Source organism: Corynebacterium sp. LK28, from assembly GCF_014335105.1.
In the GTDB taxonomy this organism is placed as follows: Bacteria; Actinomycetota; Actinomycetes; order Mycobacteriales; family Mycobacteriaceae; genus Corynebacterium; species Corynebacterium macclintockiae.
Genome location: NZ_PDGZ01000009.1, coordinates 68023 through 88605, shown reverse-complemented (window position 1 = coordinate 88605; position 20583 = coordinate 68023). Strand labels below are relative to the sequence as shown.

Annotated in this window: 16 protein-coding genes and 2 tRNA genes; 13 read left to right on the top strand and 5 right to left on the bottom strand. The window is 59.1% G+C overall.

The window, feature by feature from the left end:
• Window positions 1-12 precede the first annotated feature (12 nt).
• Both gyrB and CRD15_RS03805 read left to right on the top strand, forming a co-directional pair.
• Window positions 13-2037 carry a DNA topoisomerase (ATP-hydrolyzing) subunit B gene (gene gyrB, locus CRD15_RS03810; protein WP_043011794.1) on the top strand — a complete coding sequence of 675 codons (2025 nt, stop codon included), beginning with the start codon at window positions 13-15 and terminating at the stop codon, window positions 2035-2037.
• Between the two features lie 9 nt (window positions 2038-2046).
• Complete coding sequence (locus tag CRD15_RS03805) at window positions 2047-3045, top strand: alpha/beta fold hydrolase (RefSeq protein WP_269954926.1); 999 nt, start codon at window positions 2047-2049, stop codon at window positions 3043-3045.
• 107 nt (window positions 3046-3152) lie between these two features.
• Here CRD15_RS03805 and CRD15_RS03800 read toward each other — a convergent pair whose 3' ends face one another.
• Window positions 3153-3821 carry a cell surface protein gene (locus CRD15_RS03800; RefSeq protein WP_187401953.1) on the bottom strand — a complete coding sequence of 223 codons (669 nt, stop codon included), beginning with the start codon at window positions 3819-3821 and terminating at the stop codon, window positions 3153-3155.
• A 413-nt stretch (window positions 3822-4234) separates the two neighbouring features.
• Here CRD15_RS03800 and gyrA point away from each other — a divergent pair, with 413 nt between their 5' ends.
• From gyrA to CRD15_RS03780, 4 genes are all read left to right on the top strand, one after another.
• A complete protein-coding gene (gyrA, locus tag CRD15_RS03795; protein ID WP_187401952.1) occupies window positions 4235-6748 on the top strand; it encodes a DNA gyrase subunit A in 2514 nt (837 codons plus the stop codon).
• Between the two features lie 146 nt (window positions 6749-6894).
• Window positions 6895-7539 carry a DUF3566 domain-containing protein gene (locus CRD15_RS03790; RefSeq protein ID WP_034981389.1) on the top strand — a complete coding sequence of 215 codons (645 nt, stop codon included), beginning with the start codon at window positions 6895-6897 and terminating at the stop codon, window positions 7537-7539.
• Between the two features lie 104 nt (window positions 7540-7643).
• Window positions 7644-7720 (top strand) — tRNA-Ile (locus CRD15_RS03785).
• Between the two features lie 65 nt (window positions 7721-7785).
• Window positions 7786-7858, top strand: a tRNA-Ala gene (locus CRD15_RS03780).
• 564 nt (window positions 7859-8422) lie between these two features.
• Here CRD15_RS03780 and CRD15_RS03775 read toward each other — a convergent pair.
• Window positions 8423-10324 carry a hypothetical protein gene (locus CRD15_RS03775; RefSeq protein ID WP_034981392.1) on the bottom strand — a complete coding sequence of 634 codons (1902 nt, stop codon included), beginning with the start codon at window positions 10322-10324 and terminating at the stop codon, window positions 8423-8425.
• Between the two features lie 351 nt (window positions 10325-10675).
• Between CRD15_RS03775 and CRD15_RS03770 the strand changes: the two genes are divergently transcribed.
• Window positions 10676-12406, top strand: a complete 1731-nt coding sequence (locus CRD15_RS03770) for an RNA-binding domain-containing protein (RefSeq protein WP_034977998.1) — start codon at window positions 10676-10678, stop codon at window positions 12404-12406.
• Between the two features lie 251 nt (window positions 12407-12657).
• Here the strand turns inward: CRD15_RS03770 and CRD15_RS10210 are convergent, their stop codons facing one another.
• Both CRD15_RS10210 and CRD15_RS03760 read right to left on the bottom strand, forming a co-directional pair.
• Window positions 12658-12906, bottom strand: a complete 249-nt coding sequence (locus CRD15_RS10210; RefSeq protein ID WP_034981397.1) for a hypothetical protein — start codon at window positions 12904-12906, stop codon at window positions 12658-12660.
• A 148-nt stretch (window positions 12907-13054) separates the two neighbouring features.
• Window positions 13055-14767 (bottom strand): cytochrome c biogenesis protein CcdA, encoded by a 1713-nt coding sequence (locus CRD15_RS03760; protein ID WP_187401951.1) that lies wholly within the window; start codon window positions 14765-14767, stop codon window positions 13055-13057.
• Window positions 14768-15023: 256 nt separating this feature from the next.
• Between CRD15_RS03760 and CRD15_RS10100 the strand changes: the two genes are divergently transcribed.
• The 6 genes from CRD15_RS10100 to CRD15_RS03730 all read left to right on the top strand — a co-directional run bounded on the left by CRD15_RS10100 (window position 15024) and on the right by CRD15_RS03730 (window position 19706).
• A complete protein-coding gene (locus CRD15_RS10100) occupies window positions 15024-15443 on the top strand; it encodes a hypothetical protein (protein ID WP_237743935.1) in 420 nt (139 codons plus the stop codon).
• A 46-nt stretch (window positions 15444-15489) separates the two neighbouring features.
• A complete protein-coding gene (locus tag CRD15_RS03750) occupies window positions 15490-16086 on the top strand; it encodes a sigma-70 family RNA polymerase sigma factor (RefSeq protein ID WP_034966575.1) in 597 nt (198 codons plus the stop codon).
• On the top strand, window positions 16083-16892 hold the full coding sequence (locus tag CRD15_RS03745) for an anti-sigma factor (protein ID WP_187401950.1): 810 nt from the start codon (window positions 16083-16085) through the stop codon (window positions 16890-16892). Before CRD15_RS03750 ends, CRD15_RS03745 begins: the two co-directional genes overlap by 4 nt.
• A gap of 46 nt (window positions 16893-16938) precedes the next feature.
• Entirely contained in the window at window positions 16939-17472 is a 534-nt protein-coding gene (locus tag CRD15_RS03740; protein WP_187401949.1) for an MmpS family transport accessory protein, read from the top strand.
• 45 nt (window positions 17473-17517) lie between these two features.
• Window positions 17518-17772 (top strand): hypothetical protein, encoded by a 255-nt coding sequence (locus CRD15_RS03735; RefSeq protein ID WP_034966572.1) that lies wholly within the window; start codon window positions 17518-17520, stop codon window positions 17770-17772.
• Window positions 17773-17861: 89 nt separating this feature from the next.
• The gene (locus tag CRD15_RS03730; protein ID WP_255463727.1) at window positions 17862-19706 is read left to right on the top strand and encodes an alpha/beta-hydrolase family protein; all 1845 of its coding nucleotides are present in this window, start codon (window positions 17862-17864) and stop codon (window positions 19704-19706) included.
• A 45-nt stretch (window positions 19707-19751) separates the two neighbouring features.
• On the opposite strand, the gene CRD15_RS03725 is transcribed toward CRD15_RS03730, so the two are convergent.
• Window positions 19752-20435: a TetR/AcrR family transcriptional regulator gene (locus CRD15_RS03725; protein WP_370546770.1), complete on the bottom strand. Its 684-nt coding sequence runs from the start codon at window positions 20433-20435 to the stop codon at window positions 19752-19754.
• Window positions 20436-20583 lie beyond the last annotated feature (148 nt).

The following is a 20583-nucleotide window of genomic DNA, read 5'->3' as shown; positions in this document are numbered from 1 at the left end:
GTTTGACCCACCGTGGCTGAACCACAGAAGCAAAGCAACTACGGCGCGAGCTCGATTACAATCCTGGAAGGCCTGGAGGCTGTCCGCAAGCGTCCAGGTATGTACATCGGATCCACCGGTGAGCGCGGCCTGCACCACCTGGTGTGGGAAGTTGTGGACAACTCGATTGATGAGGCTATGGCGGGCTACGCCAAGGAGGTCAGCGTTACGCTGCTGGCCGACGGTGGCGTGCAGGTTGTCGATGACGGTCGTGGCATCCCGGTGGAGGATCACCCGACTGGCCCGCCGACCGTGCAGGTTGTCATGACGCAGCTGCACGCCGGCGGTAAGTTCGACTCGGACTCCTACGCAGTATCCGGTGGTCTGCACGGTGTGGGTATTTCGGTGGTTAACGCCCTGTCCACCCGCATGGAAACTGAGATTAAGCGCGATGGGTACCTGTGGCGTCAAAACTTCGAGATGGCGGTGCCCGAGGAGCTGCAGCAGGTCAAGAAGGCCCGTGGCACCGGCACGACACAGCGTTTTTGGCCGGACCCGGAGATCTTTGAGACCGTCGAGTTTAACTTCGACACGGTGGCAAAGCGCCTGCAAGAGATGGCTTTCCTGAACAAGGGTCTGACCATCAAGCTGATCGATGAGCGCGAGCACCTCGAGGACGACGAGGAGCTGGAGAGCGCAGCCGAGGATGCGGCAGCTCCGAAGTCCGCGGAGGAAAAGGCCGCTGAGGCGGAGAAGAAAAAGGGCCCGCGCACGCGCGTATTCCACTACCCGGAGGGCCTCAAGGATTACGTCGCCTACATCAACCGCAAGCGCACCGCGATCCACCCGACCATCGTCTCCTTCGACGTGGCCGAGGAAGATCACGAGGTAGAGGTTGCCCTGCAATGGAACAGTGGCTTTAGCCAGTCCGTTCACACCTTTGCGAACACCATTAATACCTTCGAAGGTGGCACGCACGAGGAAGGCTTCCGTGCGGCGCTGACCTCCCTGATGAACCGCTACGCCCGCGACCACAAGCTGCTGAAGGCCAAGGATCCAAAGCTCAGCGGCGATGACGTGCGTGAGGGCCTGGCGGCCGTCATTTCCGTGCGCGTCGGTGATCCGCAGTTCGAGGGTCAGACGAAGACCAAGCTCGGAAACACCGAGATCAAGGGCTTCGTGCAAAGGGCAGTGAATGAACACCTGGCGGATTGGCTGGATGCCAACCCGGCCGAGGCGAAGGCCATCGTCGAAAAGGCAGTGGCCTCCGCGCACGCACGCGATGCTGCCCGAAAGGCGCGCGACATGGTGCGCCGCAAATCGGCCTCCGACATCGGTGGCCTGCCGGGTAAGTTGGCGGACTGCCGTTCCCGCGACCCGAAGCTCAGCGAACTGTACATCGTGGAGGGTGACTCCGCAGGTGGCTCCGCAAAGTCCGGTCGCGATTCCATGTACCAGGCCATCCTGCCGCTGCGTGGCAAGATCCTGAACGTCGAGAAGGCGCGCATGGATAAGGTGCTGAAGAATAACGAGGTCCAGGCAATCATTACTGCCCTGGGCACCGGCATCCACGACGAGTTTGACATTAAGAAGCTGCGTTACCACAAGATCGTGCTGATGGCCGACGCTGATGTTGACGGCCAGCACATCGCCACGCTGCTGCTGACCCTGCTGTTCCGCTTCATGCGCCCACTGGTGGAGGAAGGCTATGTCTACCTGGCCCAACCGCCGCTGTACAAGCTGAAGTGGGCCAAGGGCGAGCCGGGCTTTGCCTTCAGCGACCGCGAGCGCGACCAGCAGCTGGAAGAGGGCCTGGCGCAGGGCCGCAAGATCAACAAGGACGACGGCATCCAGCGCTACAAGGGTCTGGGCGAGATGAACGCCAAGGAGTTGTGGGAGACCACCATGGATCCGACGGTGCGCACCCTGCGCCGCGTGGACCTGGAGGATGCGGCCGCTGCCGATGAGATCTTCAGCGTCCTCATGGGCGACGACGTTGTGGCCCGCCGCAGCTTCATCACCAAGAACGCCCGCGACGTTCGCTTCCTTGATGTTTAATCAAGTGTTGTGAGCGATTCGAAACACCAAGCGAAAACCACTCGAACTCCGCAGCGCCGCGAGCCTGCTTTGCTGCCGGTCACGATGGCGGACGGCACCACCTCGCAGGTGCGCCTGTTTCTACCCGGTACGCCGAAGGTAGGGGAGGGTAGTGACGCCACCGCCCCCGGCCACGCCACAATCCCAGCACACAGCCCAGTGGATGCTGCGTGGGATCATGCGCGACCCGTGATTGTGGTGTGGCCCGGCTTTGGAATGGGTGCCCGCTATTATGACCCCATTGCATGGGAGTTGGCCGACCGCGGATTCCCGGTGATTACCGGCGAATTGCGTGGCCAGGGTTCGTCCACGGCGCGAGCCAGCCGAAAGCACAAGTGGGGTTACCACCATCTGGCTTCTGGGGATTATCCGCGAACGATTCGGGCGGCGAAGGAGGCGTTGGGCGTCAATAGAAATCACCCCACGTTAATGCTGTGCCATTCGATGGGCGGACAGATCGGCTCGCTATTTCTTGCCCGACCCGAGGCCGAGGAGCTGGGCATTCGCGGAATGATGGGCGTGGGTTCCGGCACGCCATACTACAAGGGGTTTAAGGGGAAGCAGCGCATGCGGTTGCAATGGGGTACTTACCAGATCATGCTGAATATTCTGTTGTTCGGATATCAACCCGCCGGTGCGCTGGATTTGGCGGGGTATGGCCGGCAATCGGGGGTTCAACTTCGAGAGTGGTTCCGCTACGGGCAGACGAACCGGCTGCATAAGCTGCGGGATCAGGACATGGACTACGAAGAGGCGAAGAAGTCCGTGCGTTTGCCGGTGCTGTTTACGCGTTGTGCCAATGATGAGGATTGTCCCTTGGCTTCGGCGCAGCACTTGGCGGACGAGCTTCCGGCGGCGCAGGTGAAGGTGGAGGAGCTGGATTCGCAGCTAGGCCACAACCGGTGGGCGCGGGAGCCGAAGCTGGTTTCCGATCGGCTGGAGGAATTCTGGCGAGAGATCGCCAAGTAGCCAGGGTGGCGGCTAAAGAACGCAAATACCCGCGCCCCTTCGGGTTGTGAAGGGGCGCGGGTTAGTGCTTAAGCGAACGTTGTCGCTGGTGCCTTGAGAAGCGTGCCTTATGCTTCGCGGCGAGCGAACATCATCCAAGCGCCGGCGATCATGGAGATCAGAGCCAGGCCAGCCAGGATGGAGATCTCCGGCTTAACGCCGGTGTTAGCCAGCTGAACCTTGCGCTCTGCCGGAGCCTCAGCCTTCGGAGCTGCGGGCATAGCCTCGCCCTTTGCCTCAGCGGCAGGTGCCTCAGGCATAGCCTCGCCCTTAGCGTCAGCCTTCTCGCCGCCCTTTGCGTCAGCCTTCGGAGCCTCAGCCTTGGCATCGTCCTTCTTCTTGTCGTCCTTCTTCTCTTCAGACTTAGCCTTATCCTCAGCCTTGTCGCCGGAGTTACCCAGGACTGCACCCAGAACGCCCAGGGCAGTGATGCCACCTGCAACGCCGGCAGCGATCTTCTTCTGCTTTTCGGTCAGCTCGACTTCCTTCTTGCCCTTGTCCTTGTCCGGTGCCGGGGTGGTGGTGGACGGTGCCGGGGTGGTGGTGGACGGTGCCGGGGTGGTGGTGGACGGTGCCGGGGTGGTGGTGGCGGTGGTCGGCTGGGTGGCGGTGTCGGTCGGCTGGGTGGCGGTGTCGGTGGTGGAGGTCGGCTCGGCGTTAGCGACCGGGGTCAGCAGGGCTGCGGAAGCCAGAGCGGTAGCAGCGGCGGTAGCGGTGATCTTCTTAGACAGCTTCATGTTTTTCTCCTGTGTTCTCGTGTGTAGCCAAACCATTTGGCTTCGAGGTGAAACGTCGGACATTCTTAAAGCTAATCTCTGCTTTTTGGTTTGTCAGCGTTAGAAATTACAAAAACGCCTGTCCAGGGCATTTATTGGGTACTTATTGATAAATCAAGAGGTCAAAGCCATTTTTCAGCTGTGCGCAAGATTCACATCAGCCCCAGAGGGATACCCACATATAGGGGTGCAGCGGTTGTGACCTGCGAATTCATGCGAAGAAAAATGGATCGAGCGGTGCCGAGTTTCGCGTTTCGAATTCCCTTAGAGGGGCGGGAAAGGTGGCGTCCCAAAGCCTTCAAAGCACGGTAAACCCGCAACAAGGGGGTAGAATGGATAGGTCTGAAGGCTAAACAGAAAGGCTTCTCAAAACAGTGAGCGACGACAACAACGGTAGCGACAACCTCTTTGATCGGGTTACCCCCATCGATCTGCAGGAGGAAATGAAGTCCAGCTACATCGATTACGCCATGAGCGTGATCGTCGGACGCGCCCTGCCCGAAGTCCGTGACGGTCTGAAGCCCGTGCACCGGCGCATCCTCTACGCGATGTTCGACAACGGCTACCGCCCCGAGCGCAGCTACGTGAAGTCCGCCAAGCCCGTCGCCGACACGATGGGTAACTACCACCCGCACGGCGACATCGCGATTTACGACACCCTCGTGCGCCTGGCACAGCCATGGTCGATGCGATACCCGCTGGTCGACGGCCAGGGTAACTTCGGTTCCCGTGGCAACGACGGCGCGGCCGCCATGCGTTACACCGAGTGCCGCATGACGCCCCTGGCGATGGAGATGGTGCGCGACATCCGCGAAAACACCGTCGAGTTCCAGCCTAACTATGACGGCAAGACCACCGAGCCGACCGTGCTTCCGTCCCGCGTGCCGAACCTTCTGATGAACGGCTCCGGCGGCATCGCCGTGGGTATGGCCACGAACATCCCGCCGCACAACCTGAACGAGCTGGCGGCGGCCATCTACTGGCTGCTCGACAACCCGGAGGCCGAAGAGGCCGACGCGTTGGAAGCCTGCATGGAGCGCGTGAAGGGACCGGACTTCCCGACCGCCGGCCTGATCGTCGGCGACAAGGGTATTCAGGACACCTACCGCACCGGCCGTGGCTCCATCCGCATGCGTGGCGTGACCAGCATCGAGGAAGAGGGCAACCGCCAGATCATCGTCATCACCGAGCTGCCGTACCAGGTCAACCCGGACAACCTGGTGGCCTCGATCGCAGAGCAGATCCGCGATGGCAAGATCGCCGGCATCTCCAAGATCGACGACGAATCCTCCGACCGCGTGGGTATGCGCATCGTCATTACCCTGAAGCGCGACGCTGTGCCGCGCGTGGTGCTGAACAACCTGTACAAGCATTCCCAGCTGCAGACCAGCTTCGGATCCAACATGCTGTCCATCGTCGACGGCGTGCCGCGCACCCTGCGCCTGGACCAGATGCTGCGCCATTACGTGGACCACCAGATCGACGTAATCGTGCGCCGTACCCAGTACCGCCTGGATGAGGCCGAGAAGCGCGCCCACATCCTGCGTGGCCTGGTGAAGGCACTGGACATGCTGGATGAGGTCATCGCCCTAATCCGCCGTTCCCCGACGGTGGATGAGGCCCGCACCGGCCTGATCGACCTGCTGGATGTCGACGAGGTTCAGGCCGACCATATCCTGGCCATGCAGCTGCGCCGCCTGGCCGCCATGGAGCGCCAGAAGATCATCGACGAGTTGGCAGAGCTGGAGGAGACCATCGCTGATCTGAAGGCGATCCTGGAATCCCCGCAGCGCCAGCGCGACATAGTCCGCGCCGAGCTGGCAGAGATCGTGGATAAGTACGGTGACGAGCGCCGTACCCAGATCATCGCCGCTTCCGGCGACGTATCCGAGGAAGACCTGATCGCCCGCGAGAACGTGGTCGTGACGATCACTTCCACGGGCTACGCGAAGCGCACGAAGGTGGATAGTTACCGCAGCCAGCGCCGTGGCGGCAAGGGCGTGCGCGGCGCCGAGCTGAAGCAGGACGATGTGGTGCGCCACTTCTTCGTCTGCTCTACGCACGACACCATCATGTTCTTCACCAACTTCGGTCGCGTGTACCGCTTGCGTGCCTTCGAGTTGCCGGAGGCCACCCGCACGGCCCGTGGCCAGCACGTGGCTAACCTGCTGGAGTTCCAGCCGGGCGAGCAGATCGCACAGGTCATCCAGATCCAGTCTTACGAGGATGCCCCGTACCTGGTGCTGGCTACCGCGCATGGCCGCGTGAAGAAGTCCCGCCTGACGGATTACGATACGGCCCGTTCCGGTGGCCTGATCGCCATCAACCTCAACGAAGGCGACCGCCTGGTCGGTGCGCAGCTCTGCACCGCCGAGGACGACCTGCTGCTGGTCTCCGAGGAGGGTCAGGCCATGCGCTTCACCGCTGACGATGAAACGCTGCGCCCGATGGGCCGCGCCACCGCTGGTGTGAAGGGCATGCGCTTCCGCGAGGAAGACCAGTTGCTGGCCCTGACGGTCGTGTCGGAAGGTTCGTCCCTGTTCGTGGCTACCTCTGGTGGTTACGGCAAGCGCACCCCGATGGAGGAGTACCCGACGAAGGGGCGCGGTGGCCTGGGAGTGGTTGCGTTCAAGTACGACAAGAAGCGTGGCAAGCTGATCGGCGCGCTGACGGTTAACAACGACGACGAGATCCTGGCCATGACCTCCAACGGCGGTGTGATCCGCACCGAAGTCAGCCAGATCCGAAACAGTGGCCGCGCGACCATGGGCGTGCGTCTGGTGGATCTAGCTAAGGGCAACGAGCTGGTTGCCGTGGACCGCAACGTGGAGGAAGAGGCTGAAGAGTCCGCCGAGGCCACCGCGAAGGCAGAGGCAGATTCCAAGTAGTCCAGGTAGGCCCAGCAGGCGGAACGAGCCGAGTAAGCCTGTTGGGTAATCCCTAACTCTAAGTAGCCTGGCGGTCGATACCGCTAGGCTACTGTCGTATAAGGCACAAAAAAGCACCGACGAGTACGAACAAGTACGGAGATGCGATGACGCACAAAACGCCCCCGCCGACCGGCAAGCCCAATACCGGTAAGAATGGCAATACCAAGAACTCCGGTAACGCCAAGAATGCCGGTAAGCCCGCGGATAAAGCAGCGACCGAGCAGACTGCCAAGGCTCAGCAGGTCGCTCAGCCTGCACAGCCCGCACAGTCTCAGCCCGCGCAACCCCAGCCGTCGCAGCCCCAGGCTGACACCGCCGACACCTCCGGCACCGCAAGCAACGCCGCTAACACAGCGAACGCCGCTCAGGACAAGAGCACCACGGACAAGCCCTCCAAGTCCGGCAACCCGGCCAAGCGAGGCGTACAGCGCACCGTCACGTACATCGAGCCAATCAGTGCCCTCAAGATGGCCCTGATCTTCAATCTGGCGCTGTTTGCGGTGTGGTTTGTGGCGATGGCGTTGATCTACATCATCCTCGGCGCTGCGGGCACGTGGGATCGCCTGGATTCGCTTGTCGGTGACCTCACGAACTCCTCCGGGTTCTCTGCCGGTATGTACTTCGGTGGTGTTGTTGCCTTGGGTCTTTTCGAGGTCGTTCTCTTCACCCTTCTTGCGCCCATTGCCGCGCTGATCTACAACGCGTCGTCCAGCATTCTTGGCGGTGTGCGCATCCAGCTGGATCGCTAGTCTTTCTAGTATTTCTGACGCCCACTTTCCAACCACAAAAACCGCATCTAACCAGGCGATTTGGTGATTGGCTGGAATGGTGGGTAATGTTTCTACTCGTTCGAGGGCCTATAGCTCAGGCGGTTAGAGCGCTTCGCTGATAACGAAGAGGTCGGAGGTTCAAGTCCTCCTAGGCCCACCATCGAACACTTTTCACTAGAGACTTGAGCGTCTGATATAGTTTCGGAAGCTTGGTTCGATAGTCAAGGGGCATTAGCTCAATTGGTAGAGCATCTGCTTTGCAAGCAGAAGGTCAGGAGTTCGATTCTCCTATGCTCCACAACTAAAAACGCAGGTCAGGGTTTTGCCGGGAACAGTCCTAGCAAAGCCCTGACTGTTTTGTTTCACACTGGTTTTACACGGGGATTCTCTTACGCCGCTTTCTCCGGTCTGATTGAAAGACCCGATCTCCTGGTGCTTTGTTCTTCGTCAACTCTCGAAGCTCCGGTACGAGAGTGCTCGGAAAAGGTACAGTACGCCGTTTGTGGTTTTCTTGGAGTGCCGTCCTTGTACTTTCCACCATCGTGTTCATCCGTGCGGTGAATATCGAAGCGGCGAGTATCGAAATCAATGGAATCAATGCGCAAGGCGGTCATTTCGGCCCATCGAATGCCCGACGAGCTACGTGAGGATAATCTTTTTGAGGACCTCACCCACGCCAGGGTCATGCTTGACTGGTGATCGCGTCGGTACAATTCTGAACATCCGCACTCGGTGTTGGGCTATCTCAGCCCGGGCAGGTATGCGGAGAATTGGAAGAAAAAGCAGCAGGCAGTCGCTTAAGCCTACTGAACCTAATTCTCAGACCACCCCAGCATGGGTATCAATCCTCGGGTGATAGCGATCAAGAATTTGGTGCATAGCCGGTGTTGAGGTGTTCAAGCTGAATATATGCAGGCAGGAAACCAGTGACGGGATGGTACCCAGCCGCCGTGACCCATGTTGAAACGTCGGTTATTTGGTTAGCATCGATAACCTCGCACGTGACATGTGGGCCGATAGAGTTTTCGGCAAAAACCGCATTCAGTGCGAGGGTCAATTCCTGATTGACGGCCACTTTGTCTGCGTATTCAGACTCGAACGCGACCGCCACCCTAATCAGATGCCTCTCACTGGCAGAGGTTTTTCTAGCATGAGCTACCCCGATCCATGACAGGCCTTTGGTGCAACAGTGGCGCAGAGCACGGCGAACGGCGGCGAGCGCGAGTGCCTGATTTGTGACAGCTATTGATCGTGCCCCTAACGCACGGGGCCATAAGATGGGGAGTTCCAGCGACGTGGCTTGTGGGGGTGCAGCGTTGGGAGAGGAGGTGCTGACGCCGGCCTCTTTCGGTGGATCGAGCCACAGTAACTCAATCGGGAAGTCCGTAAAGGAATCGATGCCCAGGTCACCGAGAACATCACACACGTCATGTGCCACGGTGCCGAGTGGCGCCTGCTCATCGACCTCAACTGTCAGCAGTGGTTGATGAATGGAACCTTCCACAGCGGAAGTGCTATTGGCACGCACGCTAAGCACGGAACACACTGAACCTGCGGTGCTGTCGGATGCGAGACCCCAAGTGCTGAGAGATTCCCAGATCAGCATCGGTGTTACAGCTGCGGCGAGACAATCAGGATCAGCCATCGCCTTTTCCTGTTGTAATCTAGAAACAAGCTCCGAGGATGCGAGATAGCCGCCGCGGTGAATTGCACGATCGACGATGCTTGTTCCTGGGATGAAGCTGTGTACCCGTATGATGCCGCTATCTGGGAGTCGACGAATACTTAGCAAACTCCGTTGGGGAGGCTCTCTCAGTGCGTTATCGGCTGTGCGGGCGGCGCTGTCACCCAACACCTGCGTTAAGGATTGGACAGGGAGAAGCTCAGCGCTGAGCGGGATTCGGTACAGAATGATTGGTGTTTCTTCAGCATCCGGTTCATGGACGGTGCTAGGGAACGCCTGGTGGAAAATGATGTTGTGGAATACCGACTCGCAATGAACGCTACTTCCACATGCGCTAGCGAAAGCCTGTGCCCGGTCAACGATGTGCCTCAACACAGATGCTGTGAAAAGAGGATCATCTTCCTGAACGTGCAGGGTGATCACCGGAGCGGTGGTTGCAGAGTCATCATTAACTTTAAACGCCACACTATAGGCGAGGCGGCCACAACCGAGAACTTCCTGGGTGTTCAGAGAATCCGAACGAAGATCCTTTACATATTTCCGAGTAAGTTTCCGTACTACCGCGCCCGTGAAGTATTCACGAACAGCAAGAGCTAGCAGCCCTAATGACTCGGCCAAATTCCAGGCAGGAATATGTTCTGAAAGAGCCGATCCTATCGCGGAGTTGCTGAGGCGTTGAGCTGCAGCTAATGCTTCCTTGGGACTGTAGTCGGGGCGGCGATCAGCTGCAGACGACTGCCTGAAGGAGTAGTTTTTGCTCCCGCACGCGCTATCGCTGACATCCAGGATGGCGAAGTCATGGTCGATGAGGCCATAATGCGTTAAACAGAGCTGCTGGTGGTTCACATAATCCAGCACAGATTCATCACTAGGAGCTCCAGCTAGCAACCACTGGATATGTGTGTACTCACGCTCAATGTCCTCGAATGTTGTGGCGCGTCCCCCGGCGCTCTGGATTAAGATTCTTCTGGGAGAATCCCCCGGAAGAACAGCCAACGCCTGGCAGTTTCGTGGGATGGCTAAACCACTGGTCCACGCTGCAATTCCAATCCAGCGCACATAGTCAATTGACATGGTCATTTCGCCAGTTTAACCTTTTGGTTTGCAGTGGAGTGTTTTAATATTCTCTTGCTTTCCAGGCCAGTCTCGTTCGTCAATAACATCTACATCGACTAGATTCCGCCAGCTCACGGGATGAGCAGATTTATGGCAATATGTACGTGCTGTAACCCTCCGTCCGCATCCCTTTTTGTCTATTAACCCTTCTTGTATCTGTGGTGTCCAGAGCGCTTTCGGGTTAAGGGTTAAAGTCCAAACTCATAAATCAAAGTGTGAAACTGCTAGTTGTTTAACACTTTGATTCGCACTTTGAGGTTCAAACTGTGAATGAGCAGGTAGTGAAAGTGTGAAAAGTGATCTAGACTGATCATCATGAGCTGGAATGCCGAACGTCTTGCAGAAATGATCAGGGAGCTCCGTGCCTTCGGGGATGACACGACTCTTGTTGAATGTAAAACCGCGGCAGGAGGTGTTCCGGAGAACATCGGCGAGACGCTATGCGCATTTGCCAATATGCCGCAAGCTGGCGCGATCATTCTTGGCGTTAGCGAGCGAAAAGGTTTTGAAGTCACGGGTATTGAAAACCCAGCGGAAATGCAGAAGGCGATCGCATCGGTCAGCCGGTCTTCAGTGAAGCCGGCCCCGCAGCTTGAGTTCTTTCACCACATTATTGACGGAAAACACGTTTTGGTGGTGGAAGTCACACCGTTGACACCGACAGAGAAACCGGCAAGGTTCAAGAACAAGGCGTACCTGCGTCAAGCTGACGGCGATTATCAGATGAACTCTAACGATCTAAAGATGCTAGAGCTCTCTGCGCTAACGGCTAGCCAACAAACGCACTTCGATTTTCAGATTGTTCATGGAACCGATACTGGTGTGCTCGATGGCGAGGTGCTAAGGAGCTTTATCGAATCGGTGCGCCAGTCTAGAACTCGCCTATCCAGGATTGACGATGACTCACAGTTGCTCCAAATTTCTAACGTAACTGATAACCAGGGCAATCTTCGTTTGGGAGGTCTGTATGCGCTCGGTTATCTGCCTCAGTCAGTTGAACCTGCTCTTGGCGCAACTGTCGCGGTGAGGTTGGCTCGAGGTGATGGAATGGGGCGCCATAAAAATCTCAAGGAGATTGAAGGTCCACTGCCGGTGATGCTTGTGGAGATTATGAACTGGATTAGGCAAAACTCGGACACGGTGAGCAGGTATACGGAAATTGGCCATCTTGTCGATGAACCGGAGTTTCCGCCTTCGGCTATCCGAGAGGTGCTGGCGAATGCCCTGGTTCACCGGGATCTGGGGCCATCCGTGGAGGTGGGCAATAAAGTAGAGGTTCGAATTACGGAGAAGATGCTTGTAGTGGTCAGCCCGGGTGGTTTGCGTGGATTATCCGCATCCCAGCTGGAAAGCCCGGAGCTGACCAAAGCCCCTGTAAACAAGCGGCTTTATGAGATTGCACGCTATCTAAGGACGCCGGATGGTGAGCGCGTCATCGAGGGTGAAGGTGGTGGAATTCAAGAGATTCTCACTGCTACGAGGGAGGCTCGTTTGCCAAAGCCGCAGTTCATCGATACCGGTGTCACGTTTAAAGTGTTATTTCCCCGCGGTTCACGTTTCAGTGAGATCGAGGATAAATGGCTCGAGGATCTGCAACGACAAGGAAAGCGGCGTCTCGTTCCGATTGAAGAAGATCTACTGGTGAATCTACGTAGTCAGGGCGGGGCGACGCGGCAGCGCATCGTGCAGATGTACGCCCCGTTGGGCGAGAGAGCATGTCGACGGATGCTTGATCAGCTCTCGGATAATGGGTTCCTTAATTACGAAGACGGCGTCTATTACGCCGTCGGAGAGGAGACCGGTTCTGGCGATAAGGCGCGTCGTAAGAGCACGGACGAGCAGATTCTACGATCCTTGGGAAAAAACGTTCCTAAAGTTTATGAAGCCATTGGCTTGAACGGATCAGCGACAATGAAGGAGTTGCAGGATAGGACGAGTCTGTCTCCTGCGCAGGTCCGCTACGCACTTGATCCACTCCTCGCACAGGGATACGTGTCCATGGTCGGGGGTCAGGGACGAAAAGCGACGGTTTACAGCCGCGAGTAGCGGTTGGAGTCTAAGTGTGAATGAAACTATGAAACGATTCGTTGAAAGTCGCACTTTCGTTCAGAGTTTGACACTTTGATTCTCAGTTTGATGCAAAGTCGGAATCCTTGAGGAGACGGCTAGGCACTTGGCACGCTCGCGGTCACCGTAGCCGCTGGATTCGATAACTTCTAGCGCAGCCTCGTCGCCGGTGATTTCGCATGGTGTTGCCTTTTGAATTCGACAGTGATGTCATCTAGATCAGACAGAAGTCATTCGGATTTTGTAGATTCTTTCGCAGCCTCCATGCAGTCCTGAATGGTTAATTCGGGTCGCTTTCCAGCTGCCTGGTCGGCGAGCGCTTGGACATCTTCGGCAGTAGGCTTCCACCCCTCATGAACTCCGAGCGCTAGGGCTTCCGCAAGGTCGGCGCGCTGAGCAGAATCAAGTGGTTGGAGTTGCTCAGGGAAGGCATCAACCCACTGATCGACGCCTCGGATGGTGTTGAAATTGACGGCCACGTCCTAGTCCTCCATTCCGGTGGGTGTAGAGCTCAGTTTAGTGACGGGGTGCGACATCCCAGTTGGTATGCCATTCGATAATCGAACGCTTGTCTGCCGGACTGCCTTGTAGCGAAAGGTCTGTGGGATACCGCAAATTCCGCCAGCACTACCCAAACGTCAGCGAGTAGAGCTCCACGCCCTTACCAGCGCGCACGCTCAGCTCGCCCTGTTGCTGCTCGGGTTTGCGCAGGATGTCCACCGTGCCATCCGAGTTGATGGGGAAGCGGCGGGTAGTGCCGTCGCCGTAGGCCACGGAGATTTCACCCCGGCCAGAGACCACCAGCTGCACGCGCTTGGCCTGGTAGTTCAGGTGCAACACCGCTGGTTCATCTACCGGGCGGATGGACTGTTCCGCCAACTTCCACTTGCCCTCCAAGCTGTAGTGCAGAGCCTCCGGCTGCACCTTCGCAAACTCGTGAGTCCCGTTCTTGTACTCACCCGCGGGATTAGAAAAATACTCCGCGCGCCGCGTGCCCAAGTACGTTTCGGGGTTCCGCTGGCGGGAACTGGTGGCGTCATGAGAAGAATCCCCACCTTCCTCTACCGGCGAAGGCAGCTCGATGCCCGGATTGGCCGCCGACAACAGCTCGCGAACCAGGCGTTCGGTCTCTGCATAAGAGCCTTCGCCCTCGTGGATCTGGCGAACCTTGCCCGTGTGATCCACCAGGTAATGCGCAGGCCAGTAGCGGTTATTGAAGGCACGCCAGGTGGCGAAGTTATTGTCCTGCGCGACGGGGTAGTGGATGCCCTGGTCGCGGATGGCGGCGGCGACGTTGGAGGCCTCGTGTTCGAAGGCGTACTCCGGGGCGTGCACGCCCACCACCTGCAGTCCACTATCCCGGTATCGGTCGAAAAGCTTGGTTATGTGCTCGTTGGCGCGCTGGCAGTTGATGCAGGCATAAGCCCAGAAGTCCACCAGGGTGATGCTCTGCTTGCCGTTCACCTTCGCCGGATGGCGCGGGTCCACAGGCGTTTCGGTATTCTGCCAACCCTCCAGGCCGGCGAAAGCCGGCACCGGTCCGCAGTCCTGCAACCTATCGGGTGCGGCGGTCCGGCAAGATTCCAGACTGCCCGCTCCACCGCCGTTGGCCTGCTGCAACGCGTTCCGGGTGCGGTCGGAAGCGTTGAACTTCTCCTGGGCACTTGAAGTCCAATCCGGCAGCGCCCGCTGCAGTGCCGCCGGAGCGTTGAACGCAATAGCCACTGCTAGCACGATCACCAGCGCGCCCGCGCCATAAGAGATGCCCTTGCGGTGGGAACGCACGAAGTCCGCCCGTGTGCCGATCTGCTTGCCAGCCAGGGCGAAGAAGAACAGTGGAGTACACGCGCCGACCGCGAAGCTGACCGCCAGCACCACGTTGCCCCAGCTGATCTGCCCCGTAGCGCCCGCCACGGTCACCGCCGCCAGCACCGGCCCTGCGCAGGGCGAATACACCGCACCCAGCGCCAAACCGATGCCGAACCCGGAGCCGCCGCCCGTCGTAATCCGCTGGATCCACCCTGGAATCCGGATCCGCGCGAAGGGCCGTTCCAGCTGGTCACCCAGCGCGGGCCACAGCATGCTCAGACCCACGAGCACCAGCAGCACCACGCCCGCCCAGCGCAGCAGGTCCTTCGGCAACCCCAGTGCGCTGAGGATCAGTGTTCCCAGCAGCGTGACCAGCGTAAAGCTCAGTCCAATACCTGTCGCCACCAGCCACGGCTTACGTCGCGTATCCGCGCTGATCGCCAGCACGATCGGCAGCACCGGCAGGATGCACGGCGAAATGCCCGTCACCAACCCGCCGATCAACCCAATCAGGACGATGTCCCATCCCATGTTCTTGTGCTCCTTCTTCTTCTTTCTTATTGACGCCCACCGCGTGCATCGCCGGGGCGCTCCTACAAACGAGTTATGTGAATGACTACGGAGCACATGCGGGAAATGGATTGGAGAAAAATTTCTTTAGAAACTTCCAATCCGATGTTGGTGTTGGCTTCGTATGTACTCATGAAGCTGCCTTAGAAAGGGGCAGCGTGAACCATGCACGTTGCATAGAAAGTGCACTCTGACCATTCCGAAGGAGTAATTAAGAATGAACACTCGCAAGACCAACCGTGGAAACAACACCCGTGCAACCGGACTCTCCGTCGGGCGCGCTGCCGTTGCAGTGGCTTTGACCGGTGTGATGGGCCTGGGTCTGGTTGCGTGCAACGAGGACAACAAGGATGCCGATAAGTCCGAAACGTCTTCCTCTTCCGAGATGACCAGCGAAAGCAAGATGACTGAAGAGAAGATGAGCGACGACAAGATGACCGGCGAAAATATGACTGAGGAAAAGATGGGCGGGGACAAGATGGAAGAGTCCGGCGCCATGATGTCCGAGAAGATGGATCACAAGATGGACGAGAAGATGTCCGACAAGATGGACGGCAAAATGGAAGACAAGGTGGAAAACATGATGGAGACCGACGAAAGCATGATGCCGGACCTGCAGGGTAAGCACAATCACTAGGTCTAATCACTGGACGGAACAAAAGTAGTCTGCGCGACGCACTACGATGAGACCGGTGGCAGTAGTCGATAGAGAAACACTCGAGAGCTTGATGCTGCTCACCCAACAGGGTGATGCGGCAGCTTTCGCGCGTCTCTACGACGACATTGCCCCGCAGGTACTAGGCCTCGCGGTACACATCCTCAAGGACCAAGCCCAGGCGGAGGAAGTCGCCCAAGAGGTATTCATCGAAGTGTGGCAACACGCGGGCGACTTCGACCCAGAAAAAGGGTCGGCGAAAGCCTGGATTCTGCGCCGGACGAGGCTCCGCGCCATTGATCGCGTTCGAAGTGCCATTTCCACGCTGAAAAGGGATGACCGAGAGGCGTTCCTGGTGGCGTCCATAAAGAAAGAAAGCGTGGAAGACGAAGCGTTACGGAACGTGCAGCGCCACGCCGTGCGGACCGCGCTGGAGATCATGGGCGAGCCGCACAAAACCGCGATTCTGCTGGCGTATTTCGGCGATATGACGCACGCGGAACTGGCGGAAACCACCGGCGTACCGCTGGGAACTGCGAAGACGCGCGTGCGCGATGGGCTTCGGAAGCTAGAGAAGATCCTTAAAGAACAACGCGACGCACTGGCGGAAGGGGGTGCCTCATGAAAGACGAAAAGCCGGACTTTGGCGAACTAGAAGCCGACCTGGCCGGGCTGGCGGAACCCGTAGAGCCTTCGCCGAAGCTGAAATCAGACATTATGGATGCGATCGCCTCGGGCAAGTTTCCGCAGTTCGCGCCGGGTGAAGGTAGCGCTGAAAAGAGCGAAGAAAACAACGAGGAAAGCAACGTTGTGCCGTTGGCCAAGGCGGCTGCGGATTCCAGCGCCGCCGAGGACGAGTCGATCAAGCCCCGCGGCGGATTTGCGCGCGTTGGGTTCGCCGCAGCCGCAGCGGTCGTGCTGCTGGCCGGAGTAGGAATCGTAGGCACCACCACTGGATTGTGGGGGAGCTCCGGCGAGGATTCCAGCTTGGCGGAGAACGGTGCGAAGCAGCCTGCCGAAGGCGGCGAGGGAGACTCCCCGGAGGCATTGTCGGACGGCAGGGGCGCCGAAACGTTCATGCAGGGCGCGGAAGCGGAAGACCACATGCACTCCATCATGGCGATGGGGGATGTGCGCAGCATTTCGCTGAAGGCGGATGGATCCACGCTGGACGTGGTGATATCTGAGCAGATGGATTCCGGCGGCGCGATGGTTAACGGTGCGCCAGTGCTAAAGAACGGCATGGGCGCTCAGGTCTGGTCGATCGACAAACACGGTGCCGCCCGGTCGGCCGGCGTGATCGACCAGGACCCGCACGACAACGTGTGGATGCCGCTGCCAGCGGACACGATGATGGTGCGCGTCACCGAGGAACCAATGGCGGGCAGCAAGTCGCCGGGCGGGACGGTCTTGGCCGAGGGGAAGCTCTAGCGACGCACCGTGAACAGGCACGGAGCACTCTAGGGAGGCAGGAACAGTGCGACTTTTTCGTGTGGAGTTCTGGCAACAGCATTTAAAAGTGTTACCCCTGCTCATCCTTGGCGTGCTGGTATTAATGGTTAGCGGTGTTGCCTGGATGGTTATTCAAGACCCTCTGGAGGAGCCCTCGTACCTAGGGGAGAAGGAAGAACGTGGCTACATTACTTATGTGGTGGAAGGGGACGTAACCAACGCCTCGGTCAGCTACTTGGATACGCAAGAGGACCGCATCCAGGTTGATGGCGTTTCCGCTGGATGGAAACAACAAGTGTATCTGAATGAAGGTTTCTTAAGGGCGGATCTTACTGCCACCAACGGGCCTCAAGTTCGTGGGGCCATCACCTGCAAGCTCATGCAGGATGGGAAAATCGTGATACAGAAGACCTCGACTGGCGTGGGCGTCAGCGTCAGGTGCGCGACGACCTGGTACCCCCTTCATAGAACCAACACTGATGACCCAGAAATTCTTTATGCTCCGCGTGGTAGCACCCTGTCCGCTGCAAGTACTGTGGATTCAAGAAATCTGATTTAGCCTCGTCGATGAACCCACACCCCAACCAATGGAGCGCCACGACTCATGAGCAGCATGACTACCACGTATCGCTACACCGACCCCTTCACTGGCACGCCGCAGACAATCGACGGCCCTGACGGTAAGGCGTACCTGCTAGTGGAACGTGGCGAGGAAGTTCGCGTCGGCGACCCACTGGAGTTCTACAACGACCACGACAGCGCCCGCGAGGCCGTGATGGCTCGTCTCACCGAGAAAGCCCGTTCGTTACAGGACTACGAAGAGTACTACGTCACCCACGCCACCCTGCGCGGTGCGTAATACTAGAAATCTTCATGCGAAAAACACGGCAAAGGATTATCCCGGTTATACGGCGCCGGGCGAAGTGGGCTTCTTTAACAGCGCTTTCCTTGTCCTTTAATGCGGCCGCGAATGCGGTCGAGCTTTATGCGAATCTTTTCCCCGGTGTGCGCCTGAACAGGCGCCATGCCCTGGATCCCCGCCGTGGCTTCGCCATCATCGGCGCGGAAATTGGCATGTGGAACGCCTTTTCACCTTCGCTTCTACCGCACCCGTGGTGGGCCGTCGCCGGCAACGCAGCAACGTCCCAGGCAGTGGGGCACCTCAACGGAACCATCGTCGCCAGCGCAGCCCTGCCGGCCTTCCGCGCCTTCGGCCTGGATCTAAGGGAACTGGTGAACAAGCCCGGCTACCGCGAGGCCTACCGCGGTGTCCACGGAGCCTTCACCCTGGCCACCGCCGCTGCGGCCTATCGCTTCTACAAGCGCCAAGGTGAATCTGCGGCACTGGTGAAAAGCCAGCGCCTCGGCGCACCCTCCGCCTTCGTCGGGGTCGCCGTCAGTACGCTTGGCTACGGCGCATTCCTGCTGCTCGGCGAGTTGCTGCAGTCCAGCTTCGACCTCACCAGGCATTCGCTTCGCCGGTTCGTCCCCGCCCCCGTGGCTGTGCCTGTGGCTGCTGTGGCGGTGGGCGTCATCACCTACCTCATCTCCGAAAAAATCCTGCTACGGCAGTTCCTAGAAAGATTTAACGAGAAGGCCGAGCTTGTAAACCGGCGCGTTTACTGGGGTTATCAGCAACCATGGGAGCCTGAGCGGTCGGGTTCCGTCTGGTCCCATGAACGGTGGATCGCGCTGGGTGCGCAGGGGCGCGTGCTGGTCGGCGGCGGTCCGCGGGCGCGCGACATCACCGAGGTCACGGGCCTGGATGACGTGCATGAGCCGATCCGTATCTACGGCGGCCTGGCCCCCGGACGCACCCTCGAAAGTATTGTTGACCTGGTTAAAAGCGAGCTGCTGCGGACGGGCGCGCTGCACCGTTCGACGATCGTCATTCACACGTCTACCGGCACGGGTTGGGTGCCGGACTGGCAGCTGGATACCGTCGAGTTCCTCACCGGCGGTAACTGCGCGAATGTGACGATGCAGTACTCCTATGTGCAGTCGCCCGTCGCCTATGCGCTCGACCGCGATACCCCGGTGCGCGCTGCGAAGTTACTTATTGACGCCGTGTTTGAGCTGCTAGAAGGCATGCCCAACCCACCAAAGGTGTTTGTGACCGGCGAATCCCTGGGGGCATATGGCACGGCCGCAGCTTTCGACGGGCTGGAGGACATGCTGGCGAAAGTAGACGGGGCGGTGCTGTCCGGCGCGCCACGCTTCACCACAATTGTCCGCGACCTCACAGAGAAGCGCAGCGAGGGTTCGCCGGAACGGCTTCCGCTGTACGACCAGGGGCGCCACGTGCGCTTTATCAGCCATGCCGACCACCTGGACCGGGACTGGCGCGGCCAAGAATACGGCCAACCCTGGCAACACCCGCGGGTGGCGGTGGTGCAGCACGCGTCCGACGCGATCGTGTGGTGGGATGCCGAACTGTTCTGGAAGGAACCCGACTGGCTGCGCGAACCTGGCGCCCGGGGAGTGCCCGCGCCACCGACGCAACACAGCGATGTGGTGGATAAGCTGCGCTGGATTCCCTTCACCACTGGCTGGCAGGTCGCCATGGACATGCTGAACTCGAAGCGCGCGCCGGAAGGCCATGGCCATAACTACCGTGGGATCATGGTGCCGACCTGGGAGAGGATCCTCGGACCCGACCTGGTGCGCGTGCCGCTGACCCCAGAGCTGCAGGAGCAAATCACCGCTTGGATCACCAAGCACTCGCGGGACACGCGCCGGGAGGAAGACCGTTTCCTCGACCGCTTCGGCTTCGGCGTGGCGCGGGAGGACTAGCTGCCTCGGGGCCGCGACAAGCTTCCGGGGCTTGCTGCCAGAATCCTATTGCGGCGGGATGAGGTAATCGTCGATCGGCCGCGCAATCGCCTGCTTGGCGCGCTGCTCCGGAACCCCCAGCATGCGCAGCAGATCCAGCGCGAGATCATCCCCGGCGATCCGGCTATTCAACTCAGGGTCCTCGTGCAGGCGCTGACCCAGCATGGCGGAGGCGCCGAAAATGACGGCCGCTGCGGATTCGGTGCTGGCAACGTGGAAAGAGCCGTCTTCCACGCCCGCACTGATTCGCTCGCGCAGCTGCCGCACCAGCTCGTTCGGCATTGTGTAGAAATTGGGGGAGCGCCGCACGATGGATTTCGACAGGGTCGGTACCAGTCGGTGCGCGAAGGCTAGGATGCGGATGTTCGTCGCCGCCGCGTCGATGGAGTCCAGGTCTGGGGCATCGGCCAGGTCAAAGATGATTGCCAGGTGGTTCACCGCGTATTCGGCCACCGCGTCGAAGAACTGGTTGCGGTCTTTGAAGAAGTTGTAGAAGCTGCCGTTGGAAACCCCGGCCTTTTGGGTGATCGCCAGGATGGAAAGGTCGGTTCGCTCTTCGGCGATCAGCTCGATTCCTGCGCGCAGCAGCGCTAGCCGCGTGCGTTCCCTCCGCGTGCCGCCCTGTTCGCTGCGGTTGAAGATGGCCTGCATCCACGCGGCGGTATCGATGTGCTGTTCGCTTGTTCGCACGCGCGGATTCACCCCGTTTTTTCTTATTGACGCCTATCGTTCCACCCACGCCCCGTACCAGCGCCGATGCCGTTATGGGGTGTGCATAGCTTCCTTTCAGATTAACTTACCGCCACTGTCGGCTACCCGAAACGTGCTCGAAAGCTAC